Source organism: Butyrivibrio sp. M55 (genome assembly GCF_900116865.1).
GTDB lineage: Bacteria > Bacillota > Clostridia > Lachnospirales > Lachnospiraceae > Butyrivibrio.
Genome location: NZ_FPCD01000011.1, coordinates 56,677 through 71,366, shown reverse-complemented (window position 1 = coordinate 71,366; position 14,690 = coordinate 56,677). Strand labels below are relative to the sequence as shown.

The 14,690-nt window shown below is 42.5% G+C and carries 12 protein-coding genes; all 12 read right to left on the bottom strand.

Annotation, left to right across the window (positions count from 1 at the left end):
- Window positions 1-29 precede the first annotated feature (29 nt).
- The gene (locus tag BM398_RS12110) at window positions 30-1,907 is read right to left on the bottom strand and encodes a transglutaminase domain-containing protein (protein WP_092337893.1); all 1,878 of its coding nucleotides are present in this window, start codon (window positions 1,905-1,907) and stop codon (window positions 30-32) included.
- Window positions 1,908-1,938: 31 nt separating this feature from the next.
- Window positions 1,939-3,543: a peptide chain release factor 3 gene (locus BM398_RS12105; protein WP_026655174.1), complete on the bottom strand. Its 1,605-nt coding sequence runs from the start codon at window positions 3,541-3,543 to the stop codon at window positions 1,939-1,941.
- A 90-nt stretch (window positions 3,544-3,633) separates the two neighbouring features.
- Window positions 3,634-5,718, bottom strand: a complete 2,085-nt coding sequence (locus BM398_RS12100) for a polyribonucleotide nucleotidyltransferase (RefSeq protein ID WP_092337892.1) — start codon at window positions 5,716-5,718, stop codon at window positions 3,634-3,636.
- A gap of 195 nt (window positions 5,719-5,913) precedes the next feature.
- A complete protein-coding gene (rpsO, locus tag BM398_RS12095) occupies window positions 5,914-6,180 on the bottom strand; it encodes a 30S ribosomal protein S15 (protein WP_024864377.1) in 267 nt (88 codons plus the stop codon).
- Window positions 6,181-6,340: 160 nt separating this feature from the next.
- Window positions 6,341-7,900, bottom strand: a complete 1,560-nt coding sequence (locus tag BM398_RS12090) for an ABC-F family ATP-binding cassette domain-containing protein (protein ID WP_027208251.1) — start codon at window positions 7,898-7,900, stop codon at window positions 6,341-6,343.
- A complete protein-coding gene (locus BM398_RS12085; RefSeq protein WP_092337891.1) occupies window positions 7,901-8,815 on the bottom strand; it encodes a bifunctional riboflavin kinase/FAD synthetase in 915 nt (304 codons plus the stop codon).
- A gap of 22 nt (window positions 8,816-8,837) precedes the next feature.
- Entirely contained in the window at window positions 8,838-9,797 is a 960-nt protein-coding gene (truB, locus tag BM398_RS12080) for a tRNA pseudouridine(55) synthase TruB (protein ID WP_092337890.1), read from the bottom strand.
- Between the two features lie 76 nt (window positions 9,798-9,873).
- Window positions 9,874-10,824: a DHH family phosphoesterase gene (locus BM398_RS12075; protein ID WP_092337889.1), complete on the bottom strand. Its 951-nt coding sequence runs from the start codon at window positions 10,822-10,824 to the stop codon at window positions 9,874-9,876.
- Window positions 10,814-11,209 carry a 30S ribosome-binding factor RbfA gene (gene rbfA, locus BM398_RS12070; protein WP_026514257.1) on the bottom strand — a complete coding sequence of 132 codons (396 nt, stop codon included), beginning with the start codon at window positions 11,207-11,209 and terminating at the stop codon, window positions 10,814-10,816. The genes BM398_RS12075 and rbfA overlap by 11 nt, the downstream gene beginning before the upstream one ends.
- A gap of 11 nt (window positions 11,210-11,220) precedes the next feature.
- Window positions 11,221-14,100 (bottom strand): translation initiation factor IF-2, encoded by a 2,880-nt coding sequence (gene infB, locus BM398_RS12065; RefSeq protein WP_092337888.1) that lies wholly within the window; start codon window positions 14,098-14,100, stop codon window positions 11,221-11,223.
- 15 nt (window positions 14,101-14,115) lie between these two features.
- A complete protein-coding gene (locus BM398_RS12060; protein WP_092337887.1) occupies window positions 14,116-14,427 on the bottom strand; it encodes a L7Ae/L30e/S12e/Gadd45 family ribosomal protein in 312 nt (103 codons plus the stop codon).
- A 1-nt stretch (window position 14,428) separates the two neighbouring features.
- Entirely contained in the window at window positions 14,429-14,689 is a 261-nt protein-coding gene (gene rnpM, locus BM398_RS12055) for an RNase P modulator RnpM (RefSeq protein WP_026655182.1), read from the bottom strand.
- Window position 14,690: the final 1 nt, after the last annotated feature.

Sequence of the window (14,690 nt, the reverse complement as noted above, 5' to 3'; positions counted from 1 at the left end):
TCCCCTCATCTATGCCATATTATTCTGCTTTAATTAAGCCAGATGGCAATAGTGTTACTATCTTCGTAAAGTGTATATGAAAGCTTCTTATCACCCTGAAGATAATCATATACAGCTCCGTCCTTTATAAGCTGTTCATACAGCGAATTATATGTGTCTTTCGATTCACATTTTAGTGTAACATTATCATTTCCGGATCCATATTCCTGAGCAAAGATTTCTTCTACCTGCGTAAGATTAGGACTTTCCATATATCTCTTTTCTCTTACATAGTAGCTGTCCTTTGTGCTTGTACATTCAGGATAATCAATTCTGTCAGAAAGTTTATGATTAACACTCATTGCATCTTCTGTAGCATTAAGATAATCGTAATTAATTCTCGGTTTTCCATCGAATGTAGTTACACCTGTATCGCCCCAAGTCGTATCCATATAATAATAATCACCGTTACATCTTACAAGGTTCCACGCATGAAGTCCAGCGCTTTCAGATCCGTTGTCAGCCATTCCTGTAACATATGTGCATTTGATTCCAAGTTTATTAAGCAAATACTGTGTTGCTCTTGCATATCCACTACAAACAGTTTTTCCGTTAAGGAATACAGAGCAAATATTCTGATTGTCAGGAGCCCTGAGATCATACTCAGTATTAGCTATCAAATAGTCATAAATATATTTTACGACGAAATATTCATCATCAGTTGAAGGTGCACCGGCAAGACATGTATCGATATATTCTTGCATCTTTGCCTGTCTGCTTGCAACTTCATTTAAATCATATGTATAAACTCCTGTAAAAGCAAGCTTATCAATTCCTCCGTTATTTGTAAAATGCTTTACATAACGGTAGCCGTTCACCCAGAATATCTCGGGATGATCCATCATGAGATAATCAAAAGCGAGCTGCATAGCATTTGGATCTCTTGTAGAAACAAATATTTCATTTGCCTCTTTGTTGATAATCTGAAGAAGTTCAACATAAAGAGTCTTTCCCGCATCACTTAATCTGCTGTATGCATAATACCCTTCCTGCTGCTTCTTAAGTTCTTCAATACTTGCATCGGTAATTCCTGCAGACTCACGATTCTTTCTTGTATAATCATCGTCGAAGCCTCTGTATGAAGCTTCATAAGCTGCATCCATTTTAGGTCTTCCGTCATCCGGAAGCGGTTCGCCACCATTCTGGTCGCTGACATTGCCCTTGGAATCGTCAGGCTTATCTGAGCTATCCTCTTTGTTTGCACTGTCAGTGTCTTCTTTATTGGCCTCGTCATTATTATCAGTGTCTTGTACACTGTCAGTGTTTTCTGTAGAATCTCTGTTCGGATCGCAATCCTTATTTTGATCGGTATCTTTCTTCCGATCGTCGCCGGTATCTTTTTCTTTATCTTTGTCACATTCTGTGCTCTGATCACCGGCTTCATCTTTGTTACAATCTTTGTCTTTGTTGCAGTCTCTGTCTTTATCACAGGTACTGCCGTCATTGCAATCATTGTTATTGCAATCTTTGTCTTTGTTGCAGTCAAAATTAAGATCTAAATCGGAAAACTTATCATCATCAGAATCATCTTTCTTCCCCTCGTCAGAATTATCTTTTGATGAATCGTCGAGCTGATCCAGGATATCACTTATATCTTGCAGATCCTCCTTAGATATATCGTGATCATCAAGAATCTTTGAAATATCAATATCTTCATCGGAGTCTAAATCCTCAAGTATGTCATAATACTCTTCAATATCGTCATAATTACATCCGCATAAAGACATTGATGTTGCTGCTACAATTCCGAACACTGTTGCGTATCTTAATAATTTGCAACTTATTTCTTTCGTCCATATTAAGTTTTTCTTAACTATTAAATCATAATTTTCCTCATTTTTTCTCTTTCCTCTTAAGCGTATCCTCAATAAATTACCCCCGTTGTGTTGCTTGTACTACTTAGTTTCTCTTAAATTCTGAAAGTTTTAATCCCTCATTTCTTTCCATTGTCATTCCAACGCTCCATTCGTTAACAAATAAAAGGAGTGGTCTGTCATGCATATCTTTTATCTTTTTCATGTCAGAAGTGCCGATAATAGAGGCCATATCTATGTTATCGTTGTCCACCCATCTGATATGTTCGTATGGAAGATTTTCTAGAATGATATCTACATTGTACTCGCTTTGTAACCTAAATTTCAAGACATCAAATTGAAGAATTCCTACAACTCCAACAATTATTTCTTCCAAACCCGTGTTAAACTCTTGAAATATCTGGATTGCACCCTCTTGAGCAATTTGTGAAATTCCTTTAACAAATTGTTTACGTTTCATTGTGTCGACCTGACGAACTCGTGCAAAATGTTCCGGAGCGAATGTTGGGATACCCTGATAAACAACATTATCCTTAGGCATGCAAACAGTATCTCCGATAGCAAATATACCCGGATCGAATACGCCCATGATATCTCCGGCATATGCCTCGCTAAGAATTTTTCTCTCGTCAGCCATAAGCTGCTGAGGCTGTGAAAGGCGCATAACCTTTCCACTCTGGACATGCTTAACTTCCTTATTTGCATCATATCTTCCCGAACAGATTCTCATAAATGCCACTCTGTCTCTGTGAGCTTTATTCATGTTGGCCTGAATCTTAAATACAAATGCAGTAAAGTCTCTTTCAAGCGGATCGATCATTTCGCCATCTGCAGACGAACGTCCCATAGGAGGTGTAGCCATCTTAAGGAAATGATGCAAAAAGAGTTCAACACCGAAGTTCTGAAGAGCAGATCCGAAGAATACGGGGGTAAGTTCTCCCTTTCTGACTCTCTCAAGGTCATATTCAGCTCCTGCCCCATCCAAAAGCTCAATCTCACCCTGAAGTTTCTCAAATGCATCGTTTCCGACAAGTGATTCTATTCCTGCCTTATCGGTAAGATCTATAATTGTCTCCTTACCTTCTTTGGTACCCTTCTGGGTATCTGAGAAAGTAACGATATGTCCTTCTCTTCTGTCATATATTCCCTTGAAGTTCTTACCTGAACCGATTGGCCAGTTCATAGGGCAAGTTGCGATTCCAAGGTTGTTCTCGATATCATCGAGAAGATCGAATGTATCCATTGCATCACGGTCAAGCTTGTTGATAAAAGTAAAGATTGGAATATGGCTCATAGCGCAGACTTTGAAAAGCTTTCTTGTCTGTGCCTCAACACCCTTACTTGCATCAATTACCATGACAGCAGAATCCGCAGCCATAAGTGTTCTGTATGTATCCTCAGAGAAATCCTGGTGACCCGGTGTATCAAGAATGTTTATGCAACATCCCTCATAGTTAAACTGAAGTACGGAAGAAGTAACCGAAATACCACGCTGTTTCTCAATTTCCATCCAGTCAGATACGGCATGTCTTGCAGTTGCTTTTCCCTTAACACTTCCCGCCATATTGATCGCACCACCGTAGAGAAGGAATTTCTCCGTAAGTGTTGTCTTACCTGCGTCAGGGTGGGAAATAATCGCAAATGTACGTCTCTTATTTATCTCATTGATTGTTTCTTTTGTATTGCTCATCTTTTCCTCTACTCAACATGAGGCCGGCATGAATTAACATCCCGACCTCATAAATCTGTTTATTTTTGATGGTTACTTTCTGCAAGAAGCTCAGTGAGCGTCTTTGATTGAGAAGCTGATTCTTCCCATCTTATCCTTGCCAAGGCATACAACCTTAACTGTATCACCAAGTGTAAGAACATCCTCTACGCGGTCGATTCTCTCCTTTGAAATCTTGCTGATATGAACCATACCCTCTTTTCCGGGAGCGAACTCAACGAATGCACCAAACTCTTTAATGCTGATTACCTTTCCTGTAAAGGTCTGACCTTTCTCGAAGTCAGTAACAATGATATTTACCATATCGATTGCCTGCTGAAGCTTCTCCTGATCTTCTCCGCATACAGAAACCTTACCGTCATCGGTAATATCAATCTTAACGCCTGTGCGCGCAATAATCTCGTTGATTGTCTTTCCTCTCTGTCCGACAACATCACCGATCTTCTCGGGATCGATCTGAACAGATACGATCTTGGGAGCATACTTTGATACTTCCTTACGAGGCTCAGCAATAGCCTTGCTCATGCACTCATCCATGATGAAGAATCTTGCCTCGCGGCACTGCTCGATAGCTGTCTCAACGATAGGCTTTGTAAGACCGTGAATCTTGATATCCATCTGGATAGCTGTGATACCGTCTTTTGTACCTGTTACCTTGAAGTCCATATCTCCGAAGAAGTCTTCAAGTCCCTGGATATCTGTAAGCACGATGAAATCATCGTCTGTATCGCCTGTTACAAGACCGCAGCTGATACCTGCAACCATCTTCTTGATGGGAACACCTGCAGCCATAAGTGACATACATGATGCGCAAGTTGAAGCCATTGATGTAGATCCGTTTGACTCAAATGTCTCTGATACGCAACGGATTGCATAAGGGAACTCTTCAGGACTTGGAAGAACAGGAAGAAGTGCTCTCTCTGCAAGTGCACCATGTCCGATCTCTCTACGTCCGGGTCCTCTTGAAACCTTTGTCTCACCTACTGAATAAGCAGGGAAGTTGTACTGGTGTACATATCTCTTATCTGATGCGAACTCATCAAGTCCCTCAACCTTCTGTGCCTCTGAAAGAGGTGCAAGTGTTGTAACGTCACAGATCTGTGTCTGTCCACGAGTGAACATAGCACTTCCGTGTACTCTGGGGATGATATCAACCTCAGCTGCAAGAGGTCTGATCTGCTTGATATCACGTCCGTCAGGTCTCTTGTGATCCTTGAGGATCATCTTACGAACTGTCTTCTTCTCATACTGGTAAATAGCCTCACCGAGAATTGCAAGCCACTCTTCGTTCTCTGCAAACTTCTCTGTAAGCTTATCTGTAATCTCTGCGATATTGTTCTCTCTTGTCTGCTTGTCGTCTGTAAATACAGCCTTTTCCATCTCCTCGGGAGGAACAACCTCTTTGATTGCGGCAAAGAGCTCTTCGGGAACAGCACAGCTTGTATACTCGTGCTTAGGCTTACCGATCTCTGCAACGATTCCCTTGAAGAATTCGATAATCTGAAGGTTTACATCATGAGCCTTGTAGATGGCTTCCTTCATCTTCTCTTCAGGAATCTCGTTTGCTCCGGCCTCGATCATGATAACCTTCTGTCCTACTGATGCAACAGTAAGCTTAAGGTCACCTGTGTTCCACTGCTCCTGTGTAGGGTTGATGATAAGCTCACCGTCAACCATACCAACCTGTGTCATAGCGCAAGGGCCGTCGAAAGGAATATCTGAAATTGATACAGATACAGATGCACCGAGCATAGCTACAAGCTCAGGTCTGCACTGATTGTCAACTGCCATTACCATAGTCTCGATCGTAACGTCGTTTCTGTAATCCTTAGGGAAAAGAGGACGCATAGGACGGTCGATAACACGGCTTGTAAGGATAGCATTCTCAGAAGGCTTACCCTCTCTCTTGTTATATCCGCCGGGGAACTTGCCCACTGCGTAGAATTTCTCACTGTATTCAACACTCAGAGGGAAGAAATCGATTCCTTCTCTGGGCTTTGCAGATGCTGTAGCTGTACAAAGAACTGTTGTGTCACCATACTGCATAAATGCGCATCCATTAGCTTGTTTACCTACTTTGCCGATCTCTACTTTAAGAGTACGTCCGGCAAGATCCATTGTGTAAGTCTTAACCATTTTAATCTCCTTCACTCACATTAAATAATAATATGATACGTGGGTTTCAAGGTCATAATATGCGCCTCGCAAGAATCGAACCGTATATTATAACTTTGAAAGCCCTAGATCATATTACAACGCATGTACCAAACATTAATAAAGACGGAATAAGCCGATTTGCATCAGCCTCATCCCGCCTTTTTGTTTTACAGATTACTTTCTCAAACCAAGATCTGCGATAAGCTTACGGTAAGCTTCGATGTCCTTCTTCTTAAGGTATCCAAGAAGGCTACGTCTCTGACCAACCATCTTAAGAAGACCTCTTCTTGAGTGGTGATCCTTAGGGTTCTTCTGAAGGTGAGCGTTGAGCTCCTGAATTCTCTCTGTAAGAATTGCAACCTGAACTTCCGGTGAACCTGTATCTCCGGCTTTTCTCGCAAACTTGTTGATAACTTCTGTTTTCTTCTCTTTTGTGATCATTTTTTCACTCCTTAAAATATTTTATGAATCCGCCCGATACACAGACAAGGGTTGGAGTATCCCATATCCGAGTATAGGTAGTTCTGTTGCTGTGCCTAAGATTGGTAGGCAACTAAGTTATATTAGCATATATATTCTTTTATGTAAAGTCATTATCGGATTACAGACGAGTTGTCCACTTTGAACAGTCTAAAACTTCCGTGGCAAGCCCATCGTAAAAATCAGGCTCATGGCATACCATTAAAATGCTGCCCTTGTACTCCGAAAGTGCTCTCTTAAGCTCAGTCTTTGCATCAACATCAAGATGGTTCGTAGGCTCGTCGAGAACAAGAAGATTTGATTCCCTGTTTATGAGCTTACAAAGTCTTACTTTAGCCTGCTCTCCTCCGGAAAGTACCTTACACTTACTTTCTATATGCTTGGTCGTAAGCCCGCATTTTGCAAGAGCCGAGCGAACCTCATACTGCGAAAATCCCGGAAATTCGTTCCAGATTTCCTGCATACATGTAGTTTCGATATCAGGTGACATTTCCTGCTCAAAATAGCCTATCTCAACGTTTTCTCCAAGTTCTACGGAGCCTTCAAGCGCAGGAATAAGACCGAGAATACTCTTTAAAAGAGTTGTCTTTCCGATTCCGTTTGCACCCGTAAGAACAATCTTTGAATTGCGCTCCATAGTTATGTTAAGAGGCGATGAAAGAGGATCGTCATAGCCTATAACAAGGTCTTTTGTCTCAAATATAACTTTACCCGGTGTCCTTGCAACCTTGAAATTAAACTCAGGCTTCGGCTTTTCTTTTACCATCTCGATTATATCCATGTTATCGAGCTTCTTCTGCCTTGCCATCGCCATATTTCTGGTAGCGACTCTTGCTTTGTTTCTCGCAACAAAGTCCTTGAGGTCGGCAATCTCCTGCTGCTGTCTGTTATATGCGGCTTCTCTCTGAGCTTTTTTCATCTCATAGACTTCCATAAACTTGTCGTAATCGCCCACGTATCTGTCAAGAGAATGTGTCTGACCGTCCATGTGATAAATTATGTTTACCACGCTGTTAAGGAACGGTATGTCATGGGATATGAGGATAAAAGCGTTCTCATAGTCCTGAAGATATCTTGTAAGCCATACGATATGTTCTGCATCAAGATAGTTGGTAGGCTCGTCAAGAAGGAGGATATCTGGCTTTTCAAGAAGGAGCTTGGCAAGAAGGATCTTTGTCCTCTGTCCTCCCGAAAGTTCCGTTACATCCCTGTCAAGACCAAGGTCAAGAAAGCCAAGTGCCCTTGATACCTCTTCTATCTTGGAATCTATCAGGTAAAAATCATGATTTGTAAGAAGATCCTGAATTGTTCCAAGCTCTTCCATATACTCTTCAAGTGTCTTTTCATCCGCTTCAGCCATTGCATCGCAGATCTCATTCATTCTGCGCTCCATCTCATAAAGCGGCTCATATGCGGAAGCGAGAACGTCACGTATGGTCATTCCCTGCTTTAACTCCGCGTGCTGGTCAAGATAACCTACTTTCACATTTTTTGCCCAATCTATCTTTCCGGCATCAGGCATAAGTTTTCCGATAATAATATTCATAAAGGTGGACTTTCCCTCGCCGTTTGCTCCGACAAGTCCAATGTGCTCACCCTTTAACAATCTGAAAGACACATCATCAAAAATGGCTCTGTCTCCGAAGCCATGTGTGAGATGCTCAACATTTAAAATACTCACTTAAAAACTCCTCACTGCATTTTTTATATCTTGCTGAATCTGTAATTTCAGTTGCTCCATATTTTCAAACTTTATCTCGGGTCTTACGAAGCTGTGGAGCACAACTTCTATATATTCCCCGTACACATCGCGATCAAAATCATATATATATGTCTCAACGCCAACCTTTTCTTTTTCCGAAACCGTTGGCTTACGACCTATATTTGTCATTCCTTTGAACTCATTCTTCCCTATCTTGACCGTACTTGAATACACTCCGTAGGGAGGAAGAAGTTTCATTGAAGGAGGAAGGATATTCACCGTAGGCACGCCAATCGTATGTCCCAGATGATTTCCGTGTTCAACGATTCCCGAGATCGAATACTTCGTTCCAAGAAGCCTCTCGGTAAGATCCATATCCCCGTCAGATACGGCATTTCTGACTCTTGTAGAGCTCACTTCTTCGTCGTCGATCTTTACCTTATCGATAATGCAAAGCTCATACGAAAGCTCTTTTCCAAGTCGCTCAAGGAGCTTACTGTCGCCTTTTCCCTTATCGCCAAAAGAGACATCACTTCCCGCCGCGATAAAACCGGCATTAAGCTCATCCACAAGTATTCTTCTGACAAACTCCTCAGGATCCGTCGCAGCCGTCTCATCATTTAGCGGAAACATCACAAGAATGTCCACTCCAAGCTCCTGAAACGCCTTAAGCTTTTCTTCGCGTGTAAAAAGCTGAGGTACGGAGTGCCCTACAAAAAACTCCTCGGGAGAAGGATCAAATGTAAACACAGTTGCCTTAAGCCCATCCTTCTTCTTTTCAAGAATCTTGGAAAGAAGCTCCTTGTGTCCCACATGTATACCGTCAAATTTTCCTATTGCGACCGCAGTTTTTTCGCGGATATTCAATTTATCAAGTTCAGTTATTATCTTCATTACGATTCGATATCCGTTCCGATTATTTTTCAAAAAAGAATTTATCTACGTTAAACATACCTGTCTTGGCACTGAATGTATATATCCCAAAGAAAACATCGTCCTCCGAATATACTCTGAACTTATTGCCCTCGGAGAACATCTCTTTTTCAAATTCTTTGTCATTTACGCCCTCGGGATCTTCATTTACTATATTATTCCTTCTGAAGCTGTTTCCGTTCTCTAAAAGCGTTCTGGCGGCGTTTTTCACATGTATTTTATCAAGGTCCCTGAAAATATATTCAGGCGACTGTATGATCTCAGGAAGCGTTCCCTCATCCCTCATATTTTCAATCTGAGAAAGGGTCACAGCGGTATCAAGAGTAAATGCTCCCACTCTCGTTCTTGTAAGATGCTGCATTGCCGCACCGCATCCGAGTCTGAGGCCGATGTCATGGCAAAGAGTCCTTATATATGTTCCCTTGCTGCACTTAACTTCTATTGTGAAAAGACCGTCCGAATCAATATGCGAATCATCAAGAACCGATATCGCGGATATGTGGACTTTTCTAGGTTTACGTTCAACCTCAATGCCTTCTCTCGCAAGCTCATAAAGCTTTCTTCCGTCTTTCTTGATAGCGGAATACATGGGAGGAATCTGATCGTAATCGCCGATAAAAGCCTTTACCGCTTCGTGTACCTGCTCTTTTGTAACTTTGACATCCGATGTCTCCAAGATGTTTCCTGACATATCCTGGGTATCAGTGGTTACTCCGAGCCTGCAGACGGCAATGTACTCCTTGTCATGATCTGTAAGCATCTCGACAAGCTTGGTGCCCGTTCCGAGGCATACAACAAGAACGCCCACCGCATCAGGATCAAGAGTCCCCGTATGGCCGATCTTTTTTTGCTTAAGTATTCCTCTTAACTTTGCAACCACGTCATTTGAAGTAAATCCGGGTTCTTTATAGATATTTATAAGTCCGTTGTAATTACTTTTCATATTCTCCCGTGCTCTCAAAAAGGTACCCCTAAATGTAATCTTTATGGGTACCTTTTTCGTTAAATACAATATGTTCTCACTCTTCAAGCTGATGCTGAACATATTTCATTATATTGTTTATTACATCATGATAAGTTCCGTTTACGCTGCATCCTGCCGCTCTCTGATGGCCACCGCCGCCAAATATCGCTGCAACCTTGGCTACATCGACAGCGCCGTTACTGCGAAGGCTGACCTTATATTCCAAAGGAGCCAGCTCGTAAGCAAAAATCGAACAATCAACTCCGATGGTAAGAAGCATCTGACTTACTATACCGTCAAGATCGCTTGATTCAGCACCGTAGAAATCCATTGTCTGCTTAGAGATAACAGATACGATACATCTTCCGTCAAGAAGACGAATACTCTCTAAAAGTGCTCTTCCAAGTATCTGGTTCTGAAGATAAGTCTTTTCATAAAAAACATGGTCGATAAGACTTCCGAAATCAAAACCGTAAGCTATGAGTTTCGCGGCAATCTCCATTGTCTTCGGAGATGTGTTTGAATATTTGAAGACTCCCGTGTCAGTAACCATTCCGGTATAAATAGCCTTAGCTATCTCAACATCCATGCGCTCTTTATCAAGAACGTCATAAACAAGCTCACAAGCAGAACTTGCTGTAGGAACAACATAATTTGCATCACCTGTTCCCGGATTGCTGATGTGATGATCTATATTTACCGTCTTTTTTGCAGCATCAAAAAACTTCTCCGCTCCACCTGTGCGCTCTTTTCCGCAATCAAGCGCAATAAACAGATCGTAGCTTTCAACTTCCGAAACAAAATCACTGTTTATCTTGTCGGAATCTTTGATAAATGTAAGCTCCTGAGGTATTTTCTCAAGAAAAACATCCACCTTGATATTCGGATAATTCTTTCTGAGGTAAAGATACATACTCATACATGACCCAACACAGTCTCCGTCAGGTCTCACATGTCCGCTGATTCCAACTGTACCGACATTAGTCAAATAATCATCAATCCTCATCGATTTCCTCTCCGCGAGCAATCTTTGCTTCATTATCCTTTGCTGTTACTTCATCAATCTTCTTGGACATATTGATTGCATATTCAATGGAGTCATCCATGATAAAGCGAAGTTCGGGCGTATATCTCATATTGAGCTCTTTTGCCAGAGTACTTCTGATATATCCCGCTGCGCTTTTAAGTCCGGCTTCGGTTCTCTCCCTGTCCTCATCATTTCCCATTACGGTTACCCAGACCTTACATGTCTTAAGGTCCGGAGCAACTTCAACATCCATTACGGATGTCATGGGGCTGATTCTGGGATCTTTGCTATATCTGATAGCTTCGGATATAACTTTCTGAACCTCACCGTTTATTCTTTTATTTTTATTGCTGTTCTTTCGCATTTTTACCTTTCTTAGGTTCTGGGTACTTCCACCATCTCGTAAGCTTCTACAAGATCACCTTCGTGAATCTGATCAAAGCCGTCAAATACAAGACCGCACTCGAAGCCTTCCTTAACTTCCTTGACATCGTCCTTGAATCTCTTAAGGGATGCAAGATCACCTTCGAAGATCTGCTCACCCTCTCTGGAAATACGAACCTTGCAATTTTTCTTAATGATACCGTCCTTAACGAAGGAACCTGCGATATTTCCAACCTTAGAAGCCTTGAATATCTGTCTGACTTCGGCATGTCCGGTAACTCTCTCTTCGAAGATAGGCGCAAGCATACCCTTCATAGCAAATTCAATCTCTTCGATTGCCTGGTAGATAACCTTGTAAAGCTTGATCTCTACGCCTTCGTGCTCTGCCATGCTCTTTGCTGTCGCATCGGGACGAACGTCAAATCCGATGATAATAGCACTTGAAGCTGCAGCAAGAGTTACGTCAGACTCATTGATGGCACCAACACCGCCGTGAATAACCTTAACGACAACTTCCTCATTTGAAAGCTTAAGGAGACTCTGCTTAAGTGCCTCTACGCTACCCTGAACGTCTGCCTTGATGATGATATTGAGTTCCTGAAGTCTGCCTTCCTCAATCTTTGAATACAGATCATCAAGTGACATCTTAGCCTTTGTCTCTTCAATGAGGTCTTTCTTGTGCTGCTGAAGGTATGTGTTGGCATACTGCTTAGCCTGCTTGTCAGTCTCATGTCCGAGGAATACTTCACCTGCGTTGGGAACATCTGAAAGACCAAGGATCTCAACAGGCTGTGAAGGAAGTGCTTCCTTGAGCTTGTTGCCCTTATCGTCAACCATCGCTCTAACCTTACCTGAGCTTGCACCGGCTGAAATAAAGTCCCCAACATGAAGTGTACCCTTCTGAACAAGTACGTTTGCAACAGGTCCGCGACCCTTATCAAGTCTTGCCTCAAGTACGAGACCTCTTGCTTCTCTGTCAGGATTAGCCTTGAGCTCGAGAATATCCGCTGTAAGAATGATAGTCTCAAGAAGTGTCTCAATTCCCTCTCCGGACTTGGCTGAAACAGGAACAAATTCTGTTGTTCCGCCCCAATCTGTTGAGATAAGGCCATATTCAGTCATTTCCTGCTTAACCTTATCGATATTTGCATTAGGCTTATCTATCTTATTAACTGCTACAATAATCTCAACTTCGGCTGCCTTGGCATGGTTGATAGCCTCAACAGTCTGTGGCATTACACCGTCATCGGCAGCAACTACAAGAACTGCGATATCTGTTGATGTAGCACCTCTCATACGCATTGCAGTGAATGCTTCGTGACCGGGAGTATCAAGGAATGTGATCTTCTGATCATTTACAGATACAGTGTAAGCACCGATTCTCTGTGTGATACCGCCTGCCTCTCTATCTGTAACGCTTGTCTTACGAATAGCATCAAGAAGTGAAGTCTTACCATGGTCAACGTGACCCATTACGCAGACAACAGGAGGTCTCTTCTTAAGTGTCTCTTCTGCGTCCTCATCCTCTTTAAGAAGCTCCTCGATAATATCAACGGGAATCTCCTTCTCACAAATGATGTCATATTCGATAGCTATATTCTCAGCCTCTTCATAAGTAAGCTCTGTATTAACGGTAGAAATCTGACCTGCCATAAAGAGCTTCTTGATGATTACTGAAGGCTGCATCTTCATCTTCTCGGCAAGTTCCTTGATGGAAACCTTCTCGGGAATTGAGATAACCTTGATCTGCTCTTCAGGCTCTTCAACCTTCTTAACTTCAGGCTTGATGAATCTGCCGACTCTCTTACTTCTCGGCATCATCTCTTCCTGCTCGTAAGCAAGATCCTTCTTATTTCTCTTATCCTTTTCCTGACCGATTCTTCTTCTCTCGTCGTCTCTGCGACCTGAATTTTCTTTCTGAGGTGCATCGGCAAATCCGCCTCTTGCGCCCTTATCAAACTTATTTCCGGCAAACTTATTGTTGTCGCCCTTGCCCCTGAACTTACCGTTCTGAGCATTGTTTCCGTTATTGTTGTCCCTGCGTGGACCGTTACCCTGAGCATTGTTGTTTCTGGGTCCGCCCTGAGCACCGTTTCTGTTCTGGAATGAGTTTCTGTCTCCGTTCTGACGAGGACCTCTGTTATCTCTTCCGAAATCGTTGCCGTTTCTGTTATCTCTTCTGTCGGCACCGTTTCTGTTATTGTTCTGTGCAGGAGCCACATTTCTCTCTGCGGGTCTTTCTGTTTTCTCCTTAACGGGTGCCTTTACCGGCTGCTTATTCTCAACAGCAGTCTCCTTAGGCTTAACAGCCTGTGTCTCCTGCTTTGCGGGAGCTTCCTGCTTGGCAGATGCCTGCTTCTGAACCGGAGTCTTGGGAATAGAACTGTTTCCGTAGCTCTCAAGCTGAGAAGGTGCAGTTAAAGGCTTGATGGGATGATAAACATTCTGTGACTGAGCAAAAGTTCCTCTTCTGTTGTTCTGATTGCCGGAATTTCTGTTGTCACGTCTCTGGTTGTTATTTCCCGCATTATTGTTATTCTGGTTCTGATAGCCGCCCATCTTGGAATTTCCGGCATTTGTAACCATTATGATCTTTTTCTTTTTCTTAGGTGCATCACCTGAAGCACTCTGATCGGACGCTCCTTTTGCAGATGCGTCTGTCTTAGCAGGCTTAGCTTCCTTATTGGCATTGGAGGGTGCATCATTTGCACTCTTTTTGCCGAAATGCTTTCTTGCAATTTCCGCCTCATTGTCATCAATCGAGCTGTTCGAACGCTTCGCCTCTATTCCCTTTTCCTGCAAAAAGCTAAGCAGTGCTTTTCCTTCACACCCAAGCTCTGTTGCAAGTTCAGATATCTTAATTTTTGCCATTCACATTTCCTCCAACTAATCTTCTTGTAGTAAGTTCTTTAAAAGCGATTGCGCCAGCCCTTTGTCGGTGATGACAAGGCTTGTTCGAACTCCTTTACCAACTGCATGCCCGAGGCTCTCCATGTCTCCAAAAAAAGCAATAGGCACATTATAATAACTACATTTATCTTTGAACTGCTTCTTTGTGTTATCAGAAGCATCTTCACTCACTATCACGGCACATGCTTTGCCGCTGCGGATCGCATCCAATACGGAAAACTCTCCGCTCTTTAATTTCCCGGCCCTTGCACTAAGGCCAAGCAAAGAATAAATCTTTTTACTATCCAATTTACTCTCCGAGCTCCTTATTCATCTGCTCAAGTATGTCTCCGGGAATCTGAGCTTTCAAAGATTTCTCAAGTCCCCTGTTCTTAACTGCTTTTTTTAGACATTCGGCACTGTTACATATATATGCGCCTCTTCCATTCGCCCTGCCTGTGACATCAAGACATATCTCACCTTCGGGGGTCTTGATAACTCTTATCATGTCCTTCTTGTCACGCATCTCTCCGCAGCCTACACACTTTCTTGTTGGAATTTTCTTCTGCATC

Bases quoted from the DNA above. Each gene is read 5' to 3' on its own strand.
- rnpM (WP_026655182.1), bottom strand. From the start codon at position 14,689: ATGCAGAAGAAAATTCCAACAAGAAAGTGTGTAGGCTGCGGAGAGATG.
- truB (WP_092337890.1), bottom strand. From the start codon at position 9,797: ATGAAAAGTAATTACAACGGACTTATAAATATCTATAAAGAACCCGGA.
- BM398_RS12075 (WP_092337889.1), bottom strand. From the start codon at position 10,824: ATGAGGATTGATGATTATTTGACTAATGTCGGTACAGTTGGAATCAGC.
- BM398_RS12100 (WP_092337892.1), bottom strand. From the start codon at position 5,718: ATGGTTAAGACTTACACAATGGATCTTGCCGGACGTACTCTTAAAGTA.
- infB (WP_092337888.1), bottom strand. From the start codon at position 14,100: ATGGCAAAAATTAAGATATCTGAACTTGCAACAGAGCTTGGGTGTGAA.
- rbfA (WP_026514257.1), bottom strand. From the start codon at position 11,209: ATGCGAAAGAACAGCAATAAAAATAAAAGAATAAACGGTGAGGTTCAG.
- rpsO (WP_024864377.1), bottom strand. From the start codon at position 6,180: ATGATCACAAAAGAGAAGAAAACAGAAGTTATCAACAAGTTTGCGAGA.
- BM398_RS12105 (WP_026655174.1), bottom strand. From the start codon at position 3,543: ATGAGCAATACAAAAGAAACAATCAATGAGATAAATAAGAGACGTACA.
- BM398_RS12085 (WP_092337891.1), bottom strand. From the start codon at position 8,815: ATGAAGATAATAACTGAACTTGATAAATTGAATATCCGCGAAAAAACT.